Below are 22704 nucleotides of genomic sequence, written 5' to 3' on the forward strand. Positions count from 1 at the left end.
GGGTGCTACGGCCTGAAAAGGTTAACAAATTTTCTGTCAGTTTGTCGAAAAGCCGTTATGCTGAATAAAAACAGGTTGAGGATTAGACCTATGCGGCAAAGTTGGCTGGTCAGTTTGTTGTTGCTGATAACCAGTGCTGTGGTGACGGCAGCACCATTAACCGTGCTGGTAGGCCAGCATAAACCGCCTTATATAAATACTGCGAATATTTCAGGCTATGAAGTAGAGCTGCTGGCGGAAGTGATCAGCCGGATGGGCTACGAGCCGGTATTTGTGTTTGTGCCAAATGCCCGGATTAAGTCTTTGCTGGAACAGGGCGAGGGCGATATCGCCAGTCTGCAGCCTGTTTTAAGTAACGAAACGGGATTGTTTTATTCCAACCCTTATATCCGGTATCAGAATATTGCCATTAGCCGGTCTGATGACGAACTGGTAATTAGCCATAGCAGTGATCTGGGCCGGTATTCAGTGCTGGCGTTTCAAAATGCCCGCACCGTGCTGGGGCCGGATTATACCGATATGGCCAGAATTTCTGCCGATTATCGGGAAACGGTTGATCAGCAGGCACAGCTGAAAATGTTGCTGTCGCGCCGGGTGCAGGTGCTGGTGATGGACCGTAATATTTTTAACCATTACCGGCTCCAACATGACAGTAACGAGCACCTGACTATCCACCCTTTATTTAGTACCACACTTTACCGGGCGGCGTTTCGGGATGCGGAAATGCAACGTGCTTTTGACCGGGCGTTACTCAGTGTTATGCTGGATAGCTGGTATCAGCGGCTACAACGCAAATATTTTGGTGAAGAAAACCAGACTTTGCGGCATAACTTGTTGTGTGATGAACCTTAGAGAGACTTCACTTTGTCGTCGCGCAGTATTTTGTCCAGATAGCCCATAGCAAAAGCTGACAGCACAAAGGTAATGTGGATTAGCAGGTACCACTTAATTTTATCATTGGCGATAACTTCGGTGTTCATAAATACTTTCAGCAAATGAATAGAAGAAATGGCCACAATGGAGGCTGCGACTTTATTTTTTAACGAACCCGCGTCAAGTTTCCCTAACCAGCTTAGTTTATCGTCATTACCTTCCAGATCGAGCCTGGAAACAAAATTCTCGTAGCCGGAAAACATCACCATTACCAGCAAACCACCAACCAGCGCAATATCAATTAACGATAACACCACTAAAATCAGCTCGACTTCTTTCATGCTGAAAATAATCGGAATAATATGGATAATTTCCTGAAAAAACTTAATTGCCAAGGCGATTAACGCCAGACTGAGCCCCAGATAAATGGGTGCCATAATCCAACGGGCAGAATAAATAAGATTTTCAACAAACTTTTCCATGCGACAGCCTCACTTCTATGATGCTGCTATTATGCGGTCACATTGCAGCAAAGCAAGCCTGAAACCCGCCATTCGGACTTTTTTTCCATCAGTTGCTGAAGTTTTGTCTCAGCTCTCTTATTTTCAGTGGTTTTGCAGTATGATAGCGTGCCTTAACGGCAGCAAAAGCTGCAGGTGTAAGCAAGAGGTAACTGTGGAAAAGCCGTTTCAACTGAAACTGATTATCAGGCGGGTCAGGCCAACTGCCTCACTGCAATGGCTGACTGCTGCCTGGCAGCTGTTCAAGCAGGCACCGTTGGTATTTATTGCGATGTTTTTACTGACAGCTGGTATCAGCTTCTTGTTACAGTTTAACCAACTGACGGCTATCGCCTGGATTTTTCTGAATCCGTTTTTAACCGCTGGCTTTTATAAGGCTGTTGTTGGTGCTCAGCAACAGCAGAAAATTGCTGTCGATTGGTTGTTTCAGCCATTGGCGGAGCCATCGTGCCGGCTGATTCTGTTAGCTATTGGTGCCATTAAGTTTTTATTGTTGGCGCCGCTGCTAAGTTTTCATCAACATTTGTTCCAGACCATGTCAGTTGCCGTTGCAGCAGAGAGCGGAATTGATACCGCTGTTATATTACAACTGATAGTAATGGTCGCGCTGTTTACCCTGGTGTTTATGCTGTTTGCCTATGCAGTGGCTATTGCTTACTTTTTAAAAGAGCAGCGTTTCCTGGTGGTACTGCAAACCAGTTTTATTGCCAGCTGGCGCAATGTTACCGCACTAATGCTGTTCGGGTTACTGAGTACCGTACTGGTCCTGCTAACGCTGCCCACTTTTTTTATTGGCTTAGTGGTGGTGTTACCGCTGCTTAATATTGCGTTCTTTTTGTCATTTAATGATGTGTTTGCGCTGCAGGTTAAGCCGTCTGATGACGGTGTGTTAGAGGTGTAGCGATGGCTGAACTCGCTGAGCTGAAAAAAAACGCGTTAAACTGGCTTAGTCGGCGCGATTACAGTGAAGCCCAGTTGAGCCAGAAATTGCGGCAGAAAGGGGCTTTACCCGAGCAGCTGGCGCAGGTTATCAGCTGGTGTAAAGCACAGCAGTATCTTGATGAAAGCCGATTTTTAAGTATGCTGGTACGCAGCAGAATACGCCAGGGGTATGGCTATAACTATTTGCTGCAGGAATGCCGGGCGCAGAAAATCAGTGCAGAGCAGTTAAACAATTGTATTAATGCGTTGGCGATTGATTGGTGGGCGTTGGCAAGTGCCTCATATCAGAAGAAATATGGCGACAGCCCGATAGCTGACTATAAAGAAAAAACGAAACGGATGGCCTTTTTGCAGCGGCGTGGTTTTAGCAGCGAGCAGATTAAGGCGGTCTTTACTGAATTAACGAACCAACCCAACCGGACAGGATAGTTTCATGACGATGACTTCGGCCAAGATCAGGCAGGCTTTTTTTGATTATTTCGCCAGTAAACAACATCAGGTAGTCGCCAGCAGTTCGCTCATTCCCGGTAACGATGCCACTTTATTGTTCACTAACGCCGGGATGGTGCAGTTTAAAGATGTGTTTCTGGGGCAGGATAAGCGCAGTTACAGCCGGGCGGTCTCCGCTCAGCGCTGTGTGCGGGCCGGCGGTAAACACAATGATCTGGAAAATGTAGGCTACACAGCACGGCATCACACCTTTTTTGAAATGCTCGGTAACTTTAGTTTTGGCGATTATTTTAAACGTGAAGCGATTAACTATGCCTGGCAGTTTTTAACTGAAGTCGTGAAGCTGCCGAAAGAAAAACTGCTGGTTACCGTGTATGCCACAGATGATGAAGCTTACGATATCTGGTTAACTGAAATTGGTGTACCGGCGGAGCGGATTGTCCGGATTGGTGATAATAAAGGCGCGCCTTATGCTTCAGACAACTTCTGGGCGATGGGCGATACCGGCCCCTGTGGACCATGCACCGAGATTTTTTATGACCATGGTGAACATATCTGGGGTGGGCCACCAGGCTCACCGGAAGAAGATGGCGATCGCTTTATTGAGATTTGGAACATTGTCTTTATGCAGTTTAATCGCCAGGCAAATGGCGAAATGCAGCCGCTGGCCAAGCCAAGTATTGATACCGGCATGGGATTGGAGCGGATTGCCGCTATTTTACAGGGCGTGCACAGCAACTATGAAATAGATACCTTTGTTGCGCTGATCAAAGCGGCAGCAGAGATTACCGGTGCAACCGACTTAGCTGATAAATCACTGCGGGTGGTGAGCGATCATATCCGTAGCTGCGCCTTTTTAATTGTCGATGGCGTATTGCCAGCCAATGAGGGGCGTGGTTATGTGCTGCGCCGGATAATCCGCCGCGCGGTGCGTCATGGTAATAAACTGGGCGCAAAGGGCGCGTTTTTCTATAAATTAGTCGGTGCTTTAGTGGCGCAAATGGGTGAGGCTTACCCTGAACTGGCAGAAAAACAAGCCGTGATTGAAAAGGCCCTGCGGCTGGAAGAAGAGCAGTTCGGCAAAACGCTGGAGCGCGGCCTGAGCATTCTGGATGAAGAGCTGGCGGGCTTGTCGGGCAGCGTGATACCAGGCGATTTAGTATTCAAATTGTACGACACCTATGGCTTTCCGGTCGATTTAACTAACGATGTCGCGCGTGAGCGTAATCTGACCATTGACCAGCAGGGTTTCGATGCGGCCATGGCGGCACAACGTAAGCGCGCGCAGCAGGCTTCAAACTTTGGTGCAGATTATAACGCGACGTTAAGCTCACACCAGCAGACCGCGTTTACCGGCTACGAGCATGAATTTGGTGATGCCACAGTTGTTGAAATTTTTAGCGAAGGTGAAGCGGCAGAGACTCTGGCGGCCGGCGCCAGTGGTTTAGTGGTGCTGGATAAAACACCGTTTTATGCCGAGTCGGGTGGCCAGATAGGGGATAGCGGTAAGCTGTTGCTGGCAACGGGTGGCGAGTTCGTGGTGGCAGACACTATTAAGTTAGGTAAAGCCTTTGCTCATCAGGGGCAGGCAACGGCTGATTTCAGGGTTGGTGATAAAGTTGCTGCCAGAATTGACAGCGAGCGACGTGCAGCAATAAAACAGAATCACTCTGCCACTCACTTATTACATGCTGCGCTGCGTCAGGTTTTGGGTGAACATGTTACCCAGAAAGGTTCGCTGGTGGGGCCAGAGCGCTTACGGTTCGATTTCAGTCATTTTGAAGCGGTTAAAGCCAGTGAGCTGCGGCAAATAGAGCTGCTGGTAAACCAGCAAATTCAGTTGAATAACCCACTGCAAACTCGTCTGATGCCAATAGAGCAAGCGAAAGCTGCTGGCGCTATGGCGCTGTTTGGCGAGAAATATGACGAAGAGGTGCGGGTACTGTCGATGGGCGAGTTTTCAATTGAGCTTTGCGGTGGTACCCATGTCAGCCGTACCGGTGATATTGGCATGTTCAAAATAGTTGCAGAAGCTGGTATCGCCTCTGGCGTGCGCCGGATTGAAGCAGTAAGTGGTAATGGCGCCCTGCAGTATATGCAGCAGCTTGAACAACAGGCCTCGCAGGCGGCAGCCTTATTAAAAGGCGATATGTTAAGCCTGGCTGACAAAGTACAGCAGACACTGGATAAAAGCCGGGCTCTGGAAAAAGATGTAGAACAGTTAAAGGCAAAGTTAGCCAGTCAGGCCGGTTCGTCGCTGGAAAGCCAGGTTCAGCAAATTGTCGGGGTTAATGTGTTAATCAGTGCTGTTGAGCAGGCAGATCCGAAAAGTTTAAGAACGATGCTCGATGAGCTGAAAAATAAACTTAACCCCGCGGTTATCCTGCTGGCGACCGTGAATGATGCTAAAGTTAGTTTAATTGCCGGCGTTAGCGCTGAAATAACCGGTAAAGTGCATGCCGGACAGTTAGTCGCATGGGCCGCGCAACAACTTGGTGGTAAAGGCGGCGGCCGGCCTGATATGGCGCAGGCTGGCGGCACTGATGCCAGTGCGCTACCAGCGGTACTGGAAAGTGCGCAACAATATATCCGCGATAAGCTAAACAGCTGATCGCAGCGAACGATTGCGGCGTATTGCATTAAATATGACGCTTCGCCGTTTTAAATCTGTTTTATGTCGCGAAACCCCGCGCGCAACCGGCGAACTTGCTACAATTTGTCGGATAGTGCCGTGGGGTGTTTTATAAATATCAGGTGTTGGCTTTTCAAGCAGGGGCCAGCTGAGTTACTATACGGCGTTTTATCGAAAACAACGGTGAAAGGTCACTGTAATTGCAAGGAAAAGGAGCAAGCGAATGCTAATTCTTACCCGTCGTGTTGGTGAGACTCTGATGATCGGAGACGAAGTCACCGTCACCGTGTTAGGTGTAAAAGGAAATCAGGTTCGGATTGGTGTTAATGCACCAAAAGAAGTGTCTGTTCATCGTGAAGAAATTTACATGCGGATCCAGGCTGAAAAAGATACCTCTGGTGGCGGCTTCAACGAGGCCGATTAGAAAAACTACCGGCAGGATGCTGGTAACCAAATTGCCTGTTTTAACCAATAGCTGGTAAATAGTGAGCTAATTGTTTAAAAGGTCGGCAAACAGTCTTTACTGTCCTAAAAATTGTTTGACTTATTTTCCTGAGACATTAATATACACGCCGCAACATAGCGCGGAGAAATGGCCGAGTGGCTGAAGGCGCACCCCTGCTAAGGGTGTATAGGGGAAACTCTATCGAGGGTTCGAATCCCTCTTTCTCCGCCATTTTTTTATAGAGCGGACGCATAGCTCAGCTGGATAGAGTACTCGGCTACGAACCGAGCGGTCGGAGGTTCGAATCCTCCTGCGTCCACCATCTATAAAATTCTGGATGAGTCGTACAAATAGTCACACAAGCAGTACCCATGGACGCATAGCTCAGCTGGATAGAGTACTCGGCTACGAACCGAGCGGTCGGAGGTTCGAATCCTCCTGCGTCCACCATATACGAAGAACCCGCTACGGCTAACGCCATAGCGGGTTTTTGCTTATGGAGTTGACACCACACTGACGCTGGAGGTGAGAAGCTCCGTAAGGTTCGACCGGTTTGCCGGGAGCAAACCGGAACGCACTTTAGTGCGGCCCGCAGGGCAGGCGGCAGGAAAGCCGCCTGTAATCCTCCTGCGTCCACCATATACGAAGAACCCGCTACGGCTAACGCCATAGCGGGTTTTTGCTTTTGGGCAAAAATTTTTCTTTGTTGTTCAGCCCCGGCTTATCTTTAAAGTGATATATACTGCTGATTATATAAGGTAACTTGTTAAAACTTTTACCTATACAAAGCAGCTTAGGGTATCCCGTGAATACGACTGCCGACACTTCAGCCCAGCAAACTAAGGTTTCAGCTATGAATAGCAATACAGCTGCTGACGAGCTGGTATTGTGCCCGCACTGTGATTTGCTGCAGTACCTGCCGCCGTTGGCGCCGGGCGAGGAAGCACATTGTCTGCGCTGTCAGCATCAGTTGGATGCAAGGCAGCATAACCCGGTAATGCGGCCCGCGTTATATGCTGCGTCTGCGTTATTGATGTTAGTACTGGCGAATTTGTTTCCCTTTGTCAGTATGGCAATTGCTGGTAATCGCAGCGAAATTCATTTTTTTGATACGTCTGCTGTGCTGTTCACGGAATATCAGCAGGTGTTAGCCATCCTAATCTGGCTATTTATTCAGGCAGTGCCGGCCTTTTGTATGTTGGCTGTTATTTATTTAAAAGTGGGCATGCGCTATCGCTTACCTGCCCGGATTTGGGTGGCCAGGGTGCTGTATATGCTTAAACCCTGGAGTATGGTCGATATCTTTCTGATGGGGTTACTGATCAGCTTTGTAAAACTGGTGGCAACCGCAGAAATTTCACTGGGCATGAGTTTCTGGGCGTTTTGTCTGTTTTGTTTATTGCATTTGCGCACCTTTCAGGTGCTGGACCGTCATGCATTGTGGGCCAGTATCGCGCCAGCTCCGCAACCTGATAAAAAAATCAGCGCCGGTAGCACCGGTTTGGACCAACAGTTAAAATTATGCCATTGTTGTACCGCTGTGCTGCCACTGCAGCAACGTCACTGCAGTCGTTGTCATACCAGGGTGACCAGCCGCTTACCAGCCAGTATTCAGAAAACACTGGCCTTGCTGGTTACCGCCTGTGTGCTTTACATACCGGCCAATATTCTGCCGATTATGCGTACAGTATCTTTTGGCGAAGTTATTGATTCGACTATCATCAGTGGCTTTATTTTAATGTGGCAGGATGGCGAGTATCCGGTGGCGATAATTATCTTTCTGGCCAGCGTGGTTATTCCGATTGTTAAGATTGTTGTCATGTTCTGGTTATGTTATCTGGCCACTACATCTAAACAAGCTGGTGGCAAACGCAGCGGCAATGTTTACCGGCTGGTTGACTGGGTTGGACGCTGGTCGATGGTGGATGTGCTGGTGGTTGCTTTTATGGCTGCGCTGGTGCGTTTTGGCCTGCTCGCCAGCGTTTATCCTGGGATAGCTGCAGTGCTGTTTGCAGCCGTTGTTATCACCACGATGCTGGCAGCAGTCAGTTTCGATCCGCGGTTGCTGTGGGATAAACAAGAGCAGACTACAGATCAACCGTTTCAATACCGAGCAGAAGGAAGTACAACGTGACAGAGTCGGCACAGGTTAAAGCTAACGTCCGGGTAATTAAGCAGTGGTCACCTATCTGGGTGGTGCCAATAGCGGCGGTACTGATTGGCCTGTGGATGCTGTTCAGTCATTTTCAGAATCAGGGGGTTATGCTGCTGTTGGTTGCAGAGGATGCAGAGGGCATTATCGCTGGCAAAACCCAGATTAAAAATCGCAGCGTCGATGTCGGTCAGGTGGTATCGGTTGAACTAAGTGATGACTTAACCCAGGTGCTGATTCAGGCCCGGATGAAACCCAATATGACACCACTGCTAAACGCCGGCTCACAGTTCTGGGTGGTAAAGCCTCAGGTCGGACGCGGCGGTGTCACCGGGCTGAATACCCTGTTGTCCGGTGTATATATTGAGCTGCAACCTGGGGACAACGGTGAAACGCAGCTTAGCTATCCGTTATTAAATTCGCCCCCTGTTGCCCCGGCAGACGCACCGGGCGTCCGCGTTAATCTGAATTCTGCCGACACGACCGGCCTGGCTGTTGGCGATCCGGTGCTATACCGTGGGTATGAAGTGGGGACTGTGGAATTAAGCGATTTTAATGTTTCAGAGCGGCGCACGCATTTTCAGTTGTTTATCCGTGAACCCTATGATGAGCTGGTTACTGACAATGTCCGCTTCTGGTTAAGCAGCGGGCTGGCTTTTGATCTTTCTGCTGAAGGCTTAAGCGTAGATATTGGCTCGGCCACTACGTTGTTAACCGGTGGTGTCAGTTTTGATTTGATGGACGGCTGGCCGGCGGGCGAGCGTGCTGCGGATGGCACCGAATTTCAGTTGTTTCCAGACAAACAGAGTATTCAGGAGGGGTTGTACAGTCAGTACATCGAATACCTGGTATTTTTTGATGAGTCGGTCCGGGGCCTGAAAGCCGGCGCGCCGGTCGAGTATCGTGGAGTGCGGGTCGGTACCGTTGCCACAGTGCCATTTTTCTTTGCCATTGATAAGCCTTTTGAAGTGTCGTTGCAACAGGGAGTTCCGGTATTAATCAGGATCGAGTCTGCTCGGCTGTATGAAAAGTTAAACTTATCGCAGCTGGATATTGAGTTAAAGCAAGCTATCGAGGACGGCTTGCATGCGGTGTTAAAAACCGGCAATTTGATAACCGGCGCGTTATACATTGATCTTGATATCAACAGTAGCTGGCGGGAAGACACTGCCTTGCAGCAGTTATTCAGTGAGCAGCAACAGCTGAGTACGTCGGTGGGTTACCCGGCGCTGCCGTCAGCACGCAGTGGCTTTAGCAATATGGAGCAAAAGCTGCTGATGGCGTTAGACAAAATTAACAACTTACCGGTTGAATCGATGCTGGCACAAGGTGAGCAAACCCTTGCCGCCACTAACGACGTGATGCAGAACGCCGAGCAACTGATGCTGAGCATGCAGGCGTTAATCGATCAGCCACAACTACAACAATTGCCCTCAGACATCCAGCTGAGTCTGCAGCAGCTGCGCAGCACTTTACAAGGGTTTAGTCCGGAAGCAGAAGCTTATAGCAGTGTCAGCGCCAACTTGCAGGCGCTGGAGCAGGTGTTAAGAGAACTGCAACCGGTAATTAAAACCCTGAACCAGCAAAGTAATTCGTTAATATTTAATGCCAGCGACGAACCTGAACCTGAACCAAGGAAAGCCAGATTATGAAGTTATTATCGTTGATTGTCTTTTTCATTGGCTTATCTGCCTGCAGCAGCGCGCCGCCGGTAACCTATTATCAGCTGACGATGCCAGTGCCGGAGCAAACAAATTCCGTTGCGCAGTCAGTGGCTAAAACCCAATTACAGTTGCAGCCAGTTAAGGTTGCTAACTACTTGAATGGTGCTGGCCTGGTAATGGAACGTTCGGATGTGGAGCTGGTTATCGCCAGCCGTAATTTGTGGGCCGATGCGCTGGATCAGCAATTATATCGTTTGCTGGCTGAACAATTGCAGGCGCGGTTGCCGGCATTTCAGCTGGCGCCAGCCAGTGGCGCCGGCGATCTGCAGCTGCAACTGACAGTCGATCGTTTTCATGCTCAGGCAAATGGCGTGGCCATTATCAGTGGTCATTACACCTTAGGTTCAGGTGGCAAGCACGCTACTCAGGCGTTCAGCTATCAGCAACCTCTGACTGCCGACGGTTATCCGGCGCTGGTCAATGCACTCAGCCTGGGCTGGCAACAAGTAATAACCGGTCTGATAACTGATATTAACCAGCAGGACTTGTAATTAATAACGCTTCACGATATCTTTCCAGACGGCTAGACGTTGATAAGTCTTTGGTGATTCGCAGTCGAAATGGCTGCTATCACGCAGTTTTATTATTCAGCTGGCTCGCGACCCTCCATAATGCCTGTATTTAGGGCGGCAGCGCCGCGATTGCTGAACTATGCTGTTTGCATTGGTTTTATTGTCATGAAACACTGGTCGTGAAAACACGGGCGAGTAAAGGAGAACACGCAGATGGTAACTGATTTATTGCTTGAGTCGGCGACATTAATGCTGATTGGCATGGCAAGTGTGTTTACGTTTTTACTACTGCTGGTGTTGCTAATGACAGTAATGAGTAACTTATTACGTCGTTATGCGCCAGTGAAGGTGGCGGACAAAGCCAACAAAATTGATGCTGCCACTAACGGTGTATCACCTGCCGTGGTAGCGGCCATCAGCGCTGCAGTACACCAGTATCGCCAACAACATAAATAAGAGGAAGCTGGCATGACGAAGCCTTTGTTATTAACTGAGTTAGTTTTGCGCGATGCGCACCAGTCATTACTGGCTACCCGCCTGCGTCTGGAAGATATGTTACCCATTGCCAGCAAGCTTGATCAGGTTGGCTACTGGTCGATGGAATCCTGGGGTGGTGCGACTTTTGACTCCTGTATTCGTTATCTGGGCGAGGACCCCTGGCACCGCATTCGCGAGTTAAAAAAGGCCATGCCAAATACCAAACAGCAAATGCTGCTGCGTGGTCAGAATCTGCTGGGCTATCGCCATTATGCTGACGATGTGGTGAAAGCCTTTGTCGAGCGGGCCCATGCTAATGGTGTAGATGTTTTCCGCATTTTTGATGCGATGAATGATATTCGCAATCTGCAAACGGCAGTGCAGGCTGCAATCAGTGTCGGTGCGCACGCCCAGGGTACTATTTCTTATACCGTCAGCCCGGTTCATACCATTGATATGTGGGTTGATATGGCCCGGCAACTGGAAGACATGGGCTGTGACTCAATTTTCATCAAAGATATGGCTGGCTTGCTCAAACCTTATGTGGCAGAAGAGCTGGTTACCCGGATTAAAGAAGCGACTAATATTCCACTGGCAATGCAATGTCATGCTACCACGGGCCTGAGTACCGCGACCTATCAGAAATCGATCGATGCCGGCATTGATATGCTTGATACCGCGATTTCGTCAATGAGTATGACCTATGGTCACAGTGCGACCGAGACGATAGTGGCGATAACAGAGGGCACTGAACGGGATACCGGTCTTAACCTGGAACTGTTGGCAGAGATAGCGGCCTACTTCAGGGATGTCCGGAAAAAATATGCCCGGTTTGAAGGCTCACTGAAAGGTGTCGATGCCCGCATTCTGCTAGCCCAGGTGCCAGGAGGTATGTTAACCAATATGGAGAGCCAGCTAAAAGAGCAGGGGGCGCTGGACAAGCTGGATGAAGTACTTAAAGAAATACCACGGGTGCGGGAAGATTTAGGCTTTTTACCGCTGGTTACCCCAACGTCGCAAATAGTGGGCACTCAGGCGGTGCTCAATATATTAACCGGGGAGCGCTATAAAAGTATTACCAAAGAGACTGCTGGTGTCTTAAAAGGTGAATACGGCGCGACACCTGCCCCGGTAAATGCTGAGCTACAGCAAAAAGTGCTGAACGGAGCTGAACCTATAACCTGCCGGCCGGCCGATTTACTGGAACCTGAGCTGGATAAGTTAAACAGTGAATTGCTGGATATAGCGAAAGCTGAATCAATAGATTTAGCAAAAGATACCATCGATGATGTGCTGACCTATGCCTTATTCCCACAGGTTGGGCTTAAGTTTCTGAAAAACCGCAATAACCCGGCAGCATTTGAGCCGGCGCCTGAAGAAGAGGCAGAGCAGAGCAGTGGCGGGGGCAGTAAACCTGCAGCCGTGGCGTCTGGGCCAGCCGCTTACAGTGTGCGGGTCGACGGTAAGGTATACGAGGTTGAAGTGGCCCCAACGGGTGAACTTAAAAGCGTCCGGCCTGTGGTTTCGGAAAACATTCCCGGCAGTGCCTCGGTAACGGGGGGTGCTACCTTAAACGCGCCGCTGGCAGGCAATATCTGGAAAATTACTACCAAAGTCGGCGACACGGTCAAACGGGGTGACGTGGTCATTATTATGGAAGCCATGAAAATGGAAACCGAGGTGCGGGCCGTTGCTGATGGCACCATTGCCAGGATTCATATTGCGGCGGGTGATGCGGTCAGTACCGGTGACGTACTGATTAGTTTTGAGTAGTACGACCGGCTTAAGGAATTTACATGGACGCGCTTAATACCCTGATTGCTTCGACCGGCATAGTGCATTTTACTGTGGGTCAGGTGGTGATGATGCTGGTGGGCTTTTTGCTATTGTATCTGGCGATTGCCCGTGGCTTTGAGCCACTGTTACTGCTACCAATTGGCTTTGGCGCCATTTTAACCAATATACCGCTGGCGGGAATGGGGGATCCGGGTGGCCTGCTGTATATGATTTATGAAGTGGGAATTGGTACCGGTATTTTCCCGTTGCTTATTTTTATGGGGGTCGGTGCCATGACCGATTTCAGCGCATTAATTGCTAATCCCAGAATGTTATTGCTGGGCGCCGCAGCACAATTTGGTATTTTTGCTACTTTATTTGGTGCCATTGCCCTGAATTGGGTGCCGGGTTTAAGTTTTACCCTGAAAGAAGCCTCCGCTATTGCCATTATTGGCGGTGCCGATGGCCCGACGGCTATTTTCCTGGCATCTAAGCTGGCACCTGATTTGCTAGGTGCTATTGCCGTAGCTGCATACTCTTATATGGCGCTGGTGCCGATTATTCAGCCGCCGATAATGCGGGCCCTGACTAACAAAGCCGAGCGGGAAATTCAGATGACTCAGCTGCGCTCTGTCGGTAAACGGGAGAAAATTTTCTTTCCGTTGATGCTGGTGTTGCTTACCATTTTGTTACTGCCGACTGCTGCGCCGTTAATCGGCATGTTCTGTCTGGGCAACCTGATGCGTGAATGTGGCGTGGTAGAGCGGTTAAGCAAAACGGCACAAAATGAGCTTATCAATATTGTCACTATTTTCCTTGGCCTGGCAGTGGGGTCAAGACTCAGCGCTGACAAGTTTTTGACCACTCAGACTCTGGGGATCCTGATCCTGGGAATGGTCGCTTTCGCTATTGGTACTGCTGCGGGTGTGTTGATGGCAAAACTGATGGCTAAGCTGTCGAAACAACCGATTAATCCGCTAATTGGTGCTGCTGGTGTATCGGCTGTGCCGATGGCGGCGCGGGTGGTGAATAAAGTCGGGTTGCAGGCTAATCCACACAACTTCCTGTTAATGCATGCGATGGGACCGAATGTGGCAGGGGTTATCGGCTCGGCAGTAGCGGCCGGCATTTTACTGGCACTGGTTGGTTAACACAGCAGGCCAAAGCAGTAAGGTGGTAGTGCGTTGATAGCGGTTAAGGCAGGTAAGCCACCCCTAACACACAAGCTTTACTGGCACCGGTAACTTCTGGCAGGTTGCCGGTAATCTGATGCTGAAACGCCCAGGCCAGCCAGGCGAAAGCGATGGCTTCCACCCAATCTGCATCTACGCCCAGTACATTGGTGCTGCTAACAGTACTTTCAGCTAGCAGTGAGGCTAAATCAGCCATTAAAACCGGGTTATGTACGCCACCACCACAAACATATACCTGCTGTATTTTGCTGCCACGCAAGCTGTCAGCAATGCTTTGCGCTGTCAAATGGCAGAGGGTACGTTGCACATCGGCTGCCTTGTAGTGCTCAGGATGGAATTGTTGCAGCCACTGCAGGTTAAAATACTCCCGGCCGGTGCTTTTCGGCGCAGACTTTAAAAAATAAGGATCGGCCAGCATGGCGCTCAGCATTTCCGGTATTAGCTGTCCCTGGCTACAGAATTCGCCGTTTTCATCATAAGGCTTTGCCTGGCAATGCATCACCCAGTTATCCATTAGCGCATTGCCGGGGCCGGTATCAAAACCCATTACCGGCAGCTCAGCTGCCAGCAGGGTAACATTGGCGATGCCGCCTATGTTGACAATAGCGCGGTGGCTGGCGGCTTGCTGAAAAACGGCCTGGTGAAAGGCTGGCACCAACGGTGCGCCCTGGCCGCCATAGGCGATGTCTTTACGCCGAAAATCGGCAATCACCGGGATCTGGCAAAGCATCGCTAACTTGTGCATATCGCCAATCTGCATACTGAACGGATAAGGGCCATCGGGCCGGTGGCGGATGGTCTGGCCATGGCAGCCAATAGCAGCAACCGAGCTTGCAGTAAAGTTTGCGCGCGCTAATAACGCTGCGACGCCAGCTGCATAACATTGGGCCAGTTGTTGCTCGGTCGGACCCAGTAATTCGATTTCGTTGTTGCCAGGCTGGCTCAGTTGTTGGAGCTGTTGTTTCAATTCGGTAGGGAAAGGGTGAAGCAGGCTGCTAATTAGCTTTGGTTGCGGAGTGAAGCTGACAAGCACCAGATCAATACCATCAAGACTGGTGCCGGACATTATACCAATATAAAACATAAGGTTGCGGCCTCAGGGCGCAATTTTCGCTAACAACACCCGTTCTTTGGTTTGCAGCTCAGCTAACACGGGGGTAGCACTGGCAATAAATAAATCGCGTTCCTCGCCCTGCAATGGCGTCGCTTGCGGCAGCTTTACAGTTCGGGGGTTGCGATGTACGCCATTTAACAAAAACTCATAATGCAGGTGGGCGCCGGTTACCCGACCCGTCGCACCGAGCCGGCCGATGGTTTCGCCCTGTTTTACTTTATCGCCGTTTTTCACATTGCGCCGTGATAAGTGCAGATATTTGGTGACGATATTATTAGCGTGTTTAATAAAAACATAGTTGCCATTCAGGTTGTTATAGCCAGAGTGGGTAACCCTACCGTCACCTGCCGCCATAATGGGTGTGCCTACCGGCGCAACATAGTCTACGCCATTATGTGCCCGTACTTTGCCCAGTACCGGATGCAAGCGGCGTGGGTTAAAATTGGAGCTGACATACTGAAAACTAACCGGCGCCCGCAAAAATGCCTGACGCATACTGGCGCCATCTGGTTTGTAGTAATTGCCGTCGGTGTGACGCACTGCCTGAATGACCTGGCCCTGGTTCTGAAATTGCGCTGCGATAATGGTGCCATAGCCAACAAAATCACCATCAACATAATTAGCCTGGTAAAGTACGCTGAAGCTGTCGCCAGCACGTAAATCCAGGCCAAAGTCGATGTCCCAGCCAAAAATTCCAGCCAGATTCATTATCTGGGCTTCCGACAAACCGGCTTCAATACCGGCGCTCCAGAAGCTGGATTTAATTTCGGCACTGGCAAATTGCTGGCGGTGCTCTACGGTTTTTTCCAGCTCTTCAGCGACAAACTTGCCTGCCAGGTCGCGGCTCACTTTTAATGTTTTCAGCTTATTAATGGCATATCGTAATTCAGCCAGCTCACCCTGTTCGTTCACACCAAACTCGAGCGTTTCACCCGGAAATAATCTGGTCAGGGTTTTGGTACTGTCGCCCAACGCCAGAATAGCCAGCATGGTTTGTTGACTGACATTAGCTTTTTTAAACAGATTGGACAGCACGTCTCCACGTTGCACCTGCAGGCTTGACCATTGCAGATTGTCTTCAGCAGGCAGATCAGTAACATCAGATTCAAAGGTGTAATCTGACACACCTTCAGTAACTGGCTGTTCATTATGAGGAATATCGAGGCTGTAGCGTTTACCTACTTCCAGTGCACTGCTGTTACTGCTTTTTGACGCCGCAGCCTGCTCGGACGGTAGTAACAAAATAATGGCTAAACATACCGACACTGCAAGGATTAATGCCCGGTGTTGAGAAGGAATTTTTGCTACCAGTTGCCGCATAAGCCCCGTCATCTGTTGAAAATGCACAAAAACCGAGCATAAACGTTTTTTTTCGAAGATACCAGAGTTTTGTGCGTTTCCCCTGGCTGGAACATGCTATAGAATGGCGTTTGTTTAGACAATACAGCATTAAGTCAGGAGTTTAAAATGGCCGATTGGGCACAGGCATTAGCTGAACTAAAACGCGGCTGCGAGGAAATCTTGCTGGAAGACGAGCTAATTGCCAAGTTGAAAACGGGTAAGCCGCTTAAAGTAAAGGCTGGCTTCGACCCGACAGCGCCCGATCTGCATTTAGGCCATACGGTATTGATCAATAAATTGCGGACCTTTCAGCAGTTGGGGCATGAGGTTATTTTTCTGATCGGTGATTTTACCGGCATGATTGGCGACCCCAGTGGCAAAAATGTCACCCGTAAACCATTAAGCCGGGAAGATGTGTTGGCTAACGCTGAAACCTATAAAGAGCAGGTGTTCAAAATACTGGACCCGGCGAAAACCAGAGTGGCATTTAACTCTGAGTGGATGGGTGAGCTTGGTGCCGCCGGTATGATTAAACTCGCTTCCCGCCAGACGGTGGCCCGGATGCTGGAGCGGGACGATTTTAAAAAGCGTTTTGCTAATAATCAGTCAATTGCGATTCATGAGTTTTTATACCCGTTAGTCCAGGGCTGGGATTCTGTAGCGCTTGAAGCCGACATTGAAATGGGGGGCACCGATCAGCGTTTTAATTTGCTGATGGGCCGTGAGTTGCAGAAAGACGAAGGCCAGCGTCCCCAAACGGTAATGATGGTGCCGCTGCTCGAAGGGCTGGACGGTGTGCAGAAAATGTCGAAGTCGTTGGGTAATTATGTCGGTATTACCGATGCCCCGAGCGAAATGTTTGGCAAAATCATGTCAATTTCAGACGACTTGATGTGGCGCTATTACGACTTGCTCAGCTTCAGGCCACTGGCTGAAATAGCCGAATTAAAACAGCAGATGGCCCAGGGCGCTAACCCGCGGGATATTAAAATAAGCCTGGCAAAAGAAATTATTGCCCGCTTTCATAACGAGGCAGCCGCAGAAGCCGCGCATCAGGACTTTGTACAGCGTTTTAGCAAAAATGCGCTGCCGGATGATATTCCTGAGCTGACCCTGAGTTGTACCGGCAACACTATGCCCATTGCCAACCTGCTAAAAGAAGCGGGTCTGGTAGTAAGTACCTCTGAGGCGCTGCGAATGATTAAGCAAGGGGCGGTTAAATTAAACGGTGACATCAAAATTGATGACCCTAAACTGGACGTTGACAAAGGCAGTAGTGGCATTTATCAGGTTGGCAAACGCAAGTTCGCCAGAATAACCCTGAATTAATCAAAAATTCAACGGTTTAACTTGTCCTGTTAAAAGGCCGCCATTGCGCGGCCTTTCTCGTTATTGTGCCATTGCCGGACGAAATTTGCGAAAAGCTTTGGCTTGCATTTTCGCATCTGCGCCCCGATGCACTACACTTGGAGAATACGTAATCAACGAGGAATGTTATGAGCCAGACCAACCCCTATGCCGATAAACTGACTGTTGCCGATAAGGACTACCATATCTTCAGTTTAGCGAAGGCTGCAACCAAGCATGGCACCGTTGACCGTTTACCTTTCAGTTTAAAAGTGTTGCTGGAAAACCTGCTGCGTAATCTTGATGCTGATACGGTAACCGAACAAGATATTCAGGCACTGATTGACTGGCAGAAGCATGGTCATGCCGACCGGGAAATTGCCTTCAGACCAGCGCGGGTACTAATGCAGGACTTTACCGGCGTACCTGCCGTTGTTGATTTAGCGGCAATGCGTGCCGCGGTCGCTGAGCTCGGAGAAGACCCGCAGAAAATTAACCCACTGTCACCGGTTGATCTGGTGATTGACCACTCGGTTATGGTTGACCATTTCGCCAGCGATGAGGCGTTTAAACAGAATGTAGCCATTGAAATGGAGCGCAACTTTGAGCGCTATACTTTTTTACGTTGGGGCCAGCAGGCCTTCGCCAACTTTAAAGTGGTGCCGCCGGGTACCGGTATCTGCCATCAGGTGAACCTGGAGTACCTGGGGCAAAGTGTCTGGGCTAAGGACACAGATAGTGGCACAGAGGCCTACCCTGATACGTTGGTTGGTACTGATTCTCACACCACGATGATTAATGCGCTGGGTGTTTTGGGTTGGGGTGTAGGTGGTATTGAAGCCGAAGCCGCCATGCTGGGCCAGCCAGTATCGATGTTAATTCCGGAAGTGGTCGGGTTGGAGTTTACCGGTAAACTAGCTGCCGGAATTACCGCGACCGATTTAGTGTTAACCGTCACCGAGTTGCTGCGCAAGCACGGTGTTGTGGGTAAATTTGTTGAATTTTTTGGTGACGGCCTGGACCATCTGAGTCTGGCTGACCGCGCCACTATCGCTAATATGGCACCGGAGTATGGTGCAACCTGTGGCTTTTTCCCGGTCGACCAGATTACCCTGGACTATATGGCATTAACCGGCCGTGATGAGCAGGTAATTGCCCGGGTTAAAGCCTATTGTCAGGCGCAGGGCCTGTGGCGCAAGCCCGGCCATAAAGCCACATATACTGATGTTTTACACCTGGATTTATCGAAAGTTGTGCCATCACTGGCCGGTCCGAAAAGGCCGCAGGACAAAGTCAGCCTGCCAGCGTTGAAGCAGCACTGTGATGATATTCTGGCGCTGGAATTAAAAGCCGCCGCAGAACGCGAAGCAAAAATGGTTGATGAAGGGGGAGGGCAACCTCAGCCGGAAGATCATGACGATCATCTGGAGCTGGATGGTCAGAGAATTAAACTTGATCACCATGCTGTCGTTATTGCTGCTATTACATCCTGTACTAATACCTCTAACCCAAGTGTCTTAATGGCGGCCGGTTTACTGGCTAAAAATGCTTTGGCAAAGGGGCTGACCCGCAAGCCCTGGGTGAAGAGTTCTCTGGCGCCTGGCTCTAAGGTAGTCAGTCGCTATCTTGAGAAAGCCGGTCTGATGCAACCGTTAGAACAACTGGGCTTCCATCTGGTTGGTTATGGTTGTACCACTTGTATTGGTAACTCCGGGCCGTTAGCGAAGCAATTGGAACAGGCGATCAGTGCTAATAATCTGAATGTCTCTGCGGTGTTGTCAGGCAATCGGAATTTCGAAGGGCGTATTCATCCGCTGGTGCAATCTAACTGGCTGGCTTCACCGCCACTGGTCGTGGCGTTTGCATTGGCGGGCACTGTTAATATTGATTTGAGCGAAGAGCCGGTTGGTAAAGATAAAGCGGGTAATCCGGTATATCTTAAAGATATCTGGCCCAGTAATCAGGAAATTGCCAACGAAGTAGCTAAAGTACAGAGCAGCATGTTTAAAAGTGAATATGCCGATGTGTTCAGTGGCGATGATACCTGGCAAGCGATTGACGTGCCAAAGGACAAAACTTATACCTGGCCCGAGTCGAGCTATATTCGGCAACCCAGTTTTTTCCAGGGCATGGGGCGCGAGCCTGAGCCGGTACAGGATATTAATCAAGCCAGGGTGCTTGCACTACTGGGGGATTCGGTTACCACAGATCATATTTCACCGGCAGGCAGCATAAAAGCCAGTAGTCCGGCGGGACGTTATCTGAAAGAGCTGGGCATAAGTCAGGCTGACTTTAACTCTTATGGCTCACGCCGGGGTAACCATGAGGTTATGGTGCGGGGCACCTTTGCCAATGTGCGTATTCGCAATGAAATGGTGCCTGGCACTGAGGGGGGAGTAACGCTGCACCAGCCGTCTGCTGAACAAATGGATATTTATGATGCGGCAGAGCGCTACCGTCAGCAGAAAACGCCGTTGGTGGTTGTGGCTGGCAAGGAATACGGTACAGGCTCATCCCGCGACTGGGCTGCCAAAGGAACGTTATTGCTCGGGGTAAGAGCCGTGCTGGCTGAGTCGTATGAGCGGATCCACCGTTCTAACTTAATTGGTATGGGCGTGTTGCCGCTGCAATTTCTGGCTGGCGTTGATCGTAAGCATTTGCAACTTACCGGAGCTGAAACCTTTACTATCACTGGCCTGAATAACTTAAAGCCAAAGCAGAAAGTGCAGGTAATGATTACTTACCCGGACGGTGATCAGCAAAAAATTGATATGCTGTGTCGTATTGATACCGGAAACGAACTGGCATACTACCAGCACGGCGGTATTTTACATTATGTGTTGCGGCGGATGATCGGCAGTGCCTGAGCATTAAAGCCGCTTAAATGCCAAAAAGCTGACACATTGTCAGCTTTTTTGTTTAATGGCAGTGGTTGTTTTAGTATGCTGACGACATTGAATCACGGCTTTGTTCGTTTTGTCTAACGTAGTCCGGGCGAAATCTGGTGACAGATAAAAACCCGCATCACGGGTATAGTAATTATAAAGCTGCAAATTACCGGTCATCGGATCGGCTTTCATTTCAGCCTGCAGTTGCTCAGCCAGTGGTTGTGGAACGGCCAGCATGTCAACCCGGTCCATGTTAAGTAAAGGCAACAACTGCTGATATTCGTACACCTGATGCACATGTTGAAAACCATTGCTTTGCAGATAGTGCAGTTGCGGTGAGCCACGCTTTACTCCAACAGGCCGGCTTTTAAGCTGCTCATCCTGCAGGGTCGCTTGCTGTATCGTTGTAGTCTTGAATACAAAGTAATCGTCATCTTTAGTCAGCCAGACACTGGCCTGCAGGTAACTGTTACGCTCTGAGGTAAAGCCCATCGGATAGATTAAATCTAACTGATTTTCGTGGGTGAGTTTTAACAAGCGGTCTGTCGGCAGGCTTTGCCACTCAATCCGGGCATTCAATTCATCCTCAATGCATGCAATGATTTCGGCATGGCCATAGGCTGGCTCTGGCTGCACCTTGCCGTTGACAACACTGATCCCCGGAAATGACTGGACGACGCCTCCCTGTAGTTTTTGCGGTTTGGCAACCGTTGTCGCTGAGATCGTTGTAACACTGGCTATTAGTAAAACCTGGACTACTGCTTTTAGTGAAGCCATAAATGCTGAGTAAACCTTACTATAAAAATGAGTTCGGTAAACTGCTAAGTATTTACTAAAAAAAGCAGATTGTCAGCTTTTTGGTGACACCCCCGGATTATTTCCGGGGGCAGGCTGGAAAATAAGAAAATTATAAAATCAGAATGTCAGATTAACACGGTAACCCGAAGGGGCTGAGTCGTCCTGTTCTGCAGTAAGCAGGTAACGGGCATCGGCTTGCAGCATCAGACTATCGGTTTTATCCAGCAGGGTAGTGCTACCGTTTTCAGCGACATGCACCAGAGCGATGGCATAGTAGTCTTTTGGCAGATTCAGGCTGTGCTGTTTTTTAAACTCCAGGTTTTTAATATTGTGCCTGGCAGTAGCAATGGTTTCATCCTCGCGGATAAAATAAATATTCAGCCTGCTGAAGTCAGCGACTAAGTTGCTGACAATAACATCGTTTGCCTGAATTTGCGGTTTGTCGCTTTCTTTGATGGCCAGCGCTTCCAGCTGATTATTCTCGTTCTGGTATAGCAGCACCAACTGGCTTTCGCCGGCAGCCGCGGTTAGTAAGGCGCTATTGAGTAATAACTGGTCATTTGTATCGCGCACTGACAAACTGTAATCGCCTTTTGCCAGTTGATAGTAAGTACCCAGCTCAGCTGTGGCCAGACTGGCAATGTTACTGTTATCAAGCGCAACCTGAACCGGTTGTGTCAGGCTGTTATACAGCCGGAACTGAGCCTGAGCGTCCTGATGCGCATAATGGGCAACACTGCTTGAGTTTAAGATCACATCTACCGCTAATTGCTCTGCAATAGGGCCGTGTTGGTCGCGCACCACCAGTACATAGGTATTTTCAAAGCTAAAATCGAGGTTTTTGCCAACAAACAGTGGTGCATCGGCGCCCGCCTCGGCCAGGTAGACATTGTATTTACCAGTGGCATTGCGACTGGCGTCGTTGCTGATTTCGTGCAGCGTTACGCTGTCTAGCAGGGTGGCGTCTGCAAAGCTTTCAGTCGCCTCGCTCAGGTAAATGTCCAACTGCGGCTGGCTGGCGGCTAAATTGGTCAGATACAGGTCAAACTGGTCTTCCAGTTCTTTCTCCCGCGCAAAACTCAGGCTCAGATAATCGAATTGCTCGTCGGCACTGGTCATAATAAACAGATGCTTCTGATCCTGACTCAGGCTGATTTCGTCACTGAGCAGCGGGCTGTTGCTGCCCGTTTCGGTGACGTCCAGGGTATAGTCGGCGGTATCGACACTGATAACATTGCTGGCCTCAGCAAAGCTTGCACTGCTGATACTGGTATCATCTAATTTAAAAGTAGGGTTGGCAGTAGCTGTCGCGCCATTGTAAAACTGAACATAACTTTTACTTTGTTCCGGCTCGTCGCTGCTGCTGCCACATGCGGCAAGGGTTAACGCTGCACCGAGAGTCAGGCTGCGGGCAACTACCGGGGTAAATGACGACAACAATATCGATAAAGATGTTTTCATATCAGGTTCCATGCTGGTGAGTTAAACCGGCACAGCCTAAGGAATTAGTAGCGGGATA

The 22704-nt window shown here is 49.6% G+C and carries 18 protein-coding genes and 3 tRNA genes; 16 read left to right on the forward strand and 5 right to left on the reverse strand.

Translation table 11 applies throughout. The features are described 5' to 3' along the window. Positions 1 to 90: 90 nt before the first annotated feature. Positions 91 to 852, forward strand: a complete 762-nt coding sequence (locus CRO03_RS10635; RefSeq protein ID WP_097111606.1) for a substrate-binding periplasmic protein — start codon at positions 91 to 93, stop codon at positions 850 to 852. Here the strand turns inward: CRO03_RS10635 and CRO03_RS10640 are convergent. Continuing rightward, positions 849 to 1355, reverse strand: a complete 507-nt coding sequence (locus CRO03_RS10640) for a TIGR00645 family protein (RefSeq protein ID WP_097111607.1) — start codon at positions 1353 to 1355, stop codon at positions 849 to 851. The genes CRO03_RS10635 and CRO03_RS10640 overlap by 4 nt on opposite strands. A gap of 193 nt (positions 1356 to 1548) precedes the next feature. Here CRO03_RS10640 and CRO03_RS10645 point away from each other — a divergent pair, with 193 nt between their 5' ends. From CRO03_RS10645 to CRO03_RS10710, 13 genes are all read left to right on the forward strand, one after another. After that, positions 1549 to 2295: a DUF2189 domain-containing protein gene (locus tag CRO03_RS10645; protein ID WP_245861602.1), complete on the forward strand. Its 747-nt coding sequence runs from the start codon at positions 1549 to 1551 to the stop codon at positions 2293 to 2295. A gap of 2 nt (positions 2296 to 2297) precedes the next feature. Further along, positions 2298 to 2765 (forward strand): regulatory protein RecX, encoded by a 468-nt coding sequence (locus tag CRO03_RS10650; RefSeq protein ID WP_097111608.1) that lies wholly within the window; start codon positions 2298 to 2300, stop codon positions 2763 to 2765. 10 nt (positions 2766 to 2775) lie between these two features. Then, positions 2776 to 5397 carry an alanine--tRNA ligase gene (gene alaS, locus CRO03_RS10655; RefSeq protein ID WP_425427003.1) on the forward strand — a complete coding sequence of 874 codons (2622 nt, stop codon included), beginning with the start codon at positions 2776 to 2778 and terminating at the stop codon, positions 5395 to 5397. Between the two features lie 244 nt (positions 5398 to 5641). Beyond that, positions 5642 to 5842, forward strand: coding sequence for a carbon storage regulator CsrA (gene csrA, locus CRO03_RS10660; RefSeq protein WP_097111610.1), 201 nt, complete (start codon positions 5642 to 5644; stop codon positions 5840 to 5842). A 162-nt stretch (positions 5843 to 6004) separates the two neighbouring features. Next, a tRNA-Ser gene (locus CRO03_RS10665) sits at positions 6005 to 6094 on the forward strand. A gap of 14 nt (positions 6095 to 6108) precedes the next feature. Continuing rightward, positions 6109 to 6185 (forward strand) — tRNA-Arg (locus CRO03_RS10670). 51 nt (positions 6186 to 6236) lie between these two features. Then, positions 6237 to 6313: transfer RNA gene (locus tag CRO03_RS10675), tRNA-Arg, on the forward strand. A gap of 403 nt (positions 6314 to 6716) precedes the next feature. Beyond that, a complete protein-coding gene (locus CRO03_RS10685; RefSeq protein WP_097111612.1) occupies positions 6717 to 7997 on the forward strand; it encodes a PqiA/YebS family transporter subunit in 1281 nt (426 codons plus the stop codon). Further along, complete coding sequence (pqiB, locus tag CRO03_RS10690) at positions 7994 to 9667, forward strand: intermembrane transport protein PqiB (protein ID WP_097111613.1); 1674 nt, start codon at positions 7994 to 7996, stop codon at positions 9665 to 9667. The genes CRO03_RS10685 and pqiB overlap by 4 nt, the downstream gene beginning before the upstream one ends. Then, on the forward strand, positions 9664 to 10230 hold the full coding sequence (locus CRO03_RS10695) for a PqiC family protein (protein WP_097111614.1): 567 nt from the start codon (positions 9664 to 9666) through the stop codon (positions 10228 to 10230). Before pqiB ends, CRO03_RS10695 begins: the two co-directional genes overlap by 4 nt. A gap of 234 nt (positions 10231 to 10464) precedes the next feature. After that, positions 10465 to 10707: an oxaloacetate decarboxylase subunit gamma gene (locus CRO03_RS10700; RefSeq protein ID WP_097111615.1), complete on the forward strand. Its 243-nt coding sequence runs from the start codon at positions 10465 to 10467 to the stop codon at positions 10705 to 10707. A 12-nt stretch (positions 10708 to 10719) separates the two neighbouring features. Continuing rightward, complete coding sequence (gene oadA, locus CRO03_RS10705; RefSeq protein WP_097111616.1) at positions 10720 to 12501, forward strand: sodium-extruding oxaloacetate decarboxylase subunit alpha; 1782 nt, start codon at positions 10720 to 10722, stop codon at positions 12499 to 12501. Positions 12502 to 12524: 23 nt separating this feature from the next. Next, a complete protein-coding gene (locus tag CRO03_RS10710) occupies positions 12525 to 13655 on the forward strand; it encodes a sodium ion-translocating decarboxylase subunit beta (protein WP_097111617.1) in 1131 nt (376 codons plus the stop codon). A gap of 43 nt (positions 13656 to 13698) precedes the next feature. Here the strand turns inward: CRO03_RS10710 and CRO03_RS10715 are convergent, their stop codons facing one another. Both CRO03_RS10715 and CRO03_RS10720 read right to left on the reverse strand, forming a co-directional pair. Then, positions 13699 to 14781, reverse strand: coding sequence for an anhydro-N-acetylmuramic acid kinase (locus CRO03_RS10715; protein ID WP_097111618.1), 1083 nt, complete (start codon positions 14779 to 14781; stop codon positions 13699 to 13701). Positions 14782 to 14793: 12 nt separating this feature from the next. Then, a complete protein-coding gene (locus CRO03_RS10720; protein ID WP_097111619.1) occupies positions 14794 to 16131 on the reverse strand; it encodes a peptidoglycan DD-metalloendopeptidase family protein in 1338 nt (445 codons plus the stop codon). Positions 16132 to 16278: 147 nt separating this feature from the next. On the opposite strand from CRO03_RS10720, the gene tyrS reads away from it, so the two are divergent. Together tyrS and acnA are read left to right on the forward strand one after the other, a co-directional pair. Beyond that, positions 16279 to 17481: a tyrosine--tRNA ligase gene (tyrS, locus tag CRO03_RS10725; RefSeq protein WP_097111620.1), complete on the forward strand. Its 1203-nt coding sequence runs from the start codon at positions 16279 to 16281 to the stop codon at positions 17479 to 17481. Positions 17482 to 17648: 167 nt separating this feature from the next. Beyond that, the gene (gene acnA, locus CRO03_RS10730; protein WP_097111621.1) at positions 17649 to 20366 is read left to right on the forward strand and encodes an aconitate hydratase AcnA; all 2718 of its coding nucleotides are present in this window, start codon (positions 17649 to 17651) and stop codon (positions 20364 to 20366) included. A gap of 39 nt (positions 20367 to 20405) precedes the next feature. On the opposite strand, the gene CRO03_RS10735 is transcribed toward acnA, so the two are convergent. After that, positions 20406 to 21164, reverse strand: coding sequence for a type 2 periplasmic-binding domain-containing protein (locus CRO03_RS10735; RefSeq protein ID WP_097111622.1), 759 nt, complete (start codon positions 21162 to 21164; stop codon positions 20406 to 20408). Positions 21165 to 21302: 138 nt separating this feature from the next. Then, a complete protein-coding gene (locus tag CRO03_RS10740) occupies positions 21303 to 22646 on the reverse strand; it encodes a DUF4397 domain-containing protein (protein ID WP_097111623.1) in 1344 nt (447 codons plus the stop codon). Positions 22647 to 22704: the final 58 nt, after the last annotated feature.

This window comes from Arsukibacterium tuosuense, from assembly GCF_900215315.1.
Classification (GTDB): domain Bacteria; phylum Pseudomonadota; class Gammaproteobacteria; order Enterobacterales; family Alteromonadaceae; genus Alishewanella; species Alishewanella tuosuense.

Coding starts and splice junctions, on each gene's coding strand:
- CRO03_RS10635 (WP_097111606.1), top strand. CDS start 91: ATGCGGCAAAGTTGGCTGGTCAGTTTGTTGTTGCTGATAACCAGTGCT.
- CRO03_RS10640 (WP_097111607.1), bottom strand. CDS start 1,355: ATGGAAAAGTTTGTTGAAAATCTTATTTATTCTGCCCGTTGGATTATG.
- CRO03_RS10650 (WP_097111608.1), top strand. CDS start 2,298: ATGGCTGAACTCGCTGAGCTGAAAAAAAACGCGTTAAACTGGCTTAGT.
- alaS (WP_425427003.1), top strand. CDS start 2,776: ATGACTTCGGCCAAGATCAGGCAGGCTTTTTTTGATTATTTCGCCAGT.
- csrA (WP_097111610.1), top strand. CDS start 5,642: ATGCTAATTCTTACCCGTCGTGTTGGTGAGACTCTGATGATCGGAGAC.
- CRO03_RS10685 (WP_097111612.1), top strand. CDS start 6,717: ATGAATAGCAATACAGCTGCTGACGAGCTGGTATTGTGCCCGCACTGT.
- CRO03_RS10695 (WP_097111614.1), top strand. CDS start 9,664: ATGAAGTTATTATCGTTGATTGTCTTTTTCATTGGCTTATCTGCCTGC.
- CRO03_RS10700 (WP_097111615.1), top strand. CDS start 10,465: ATGGTAACTGATTTATTGCTTGAGTCGGCGACATTAATGCTGATTGGC.
- oadA (WP_097111616.1), top strand. CDS start 10,720: ATGACGAAGCCTTTGTTATTAACTGAGTTAGTTTTGCGCGATGCGCAC.
- CRO03_RS10710 (WP_097111617.1), top strand. CDS start 12,525: ATGGACGCGCTTAATACCCTGATTGCTTCGACCGGCATAGTGCATTTT.
- CRO03_RS10715 (WP_097111618.1), bottom strand. CDS start 14,781: ATGTTTTATATTGGTATAATGTCCGGCACCAGTCTTGATGGTATTGAT.
- CRO03_RS10720 (WP_097111619.1), bottom strand. CDS start 16,131: ATGCGGCAACTGGTAGCAAAAATTCCTTCTCAACACCGGGCATTAATC.
- tyrS (WP_097111620.1), top strand. CDS start 16,279: ATGGCCGATTGGGCACAGGCATTAGCTGAACTAAAACGCGGCTGCGAG.
- acnA (WP_097111621.1), top strand. CDS start 17,649: ATGAGCCAGACCAACCCCTATGCCGATAAACTGACTGTTGCCGATAAG.
- CRO03_RS10735 (WP_097111622.1), bottom strand. CDS start 21,164: ATGGCTTCACTAAAAGCAGTAGTCCAGGTTTTACTAATAGCCAGTGTT.
- CRO03_RS10740 (WP_097111623.1), bottom strand. CDS start 22,646: ATGAAAACATCTTTATCGATATTGTTGTCGTCATTTACCCCGGTAGTT.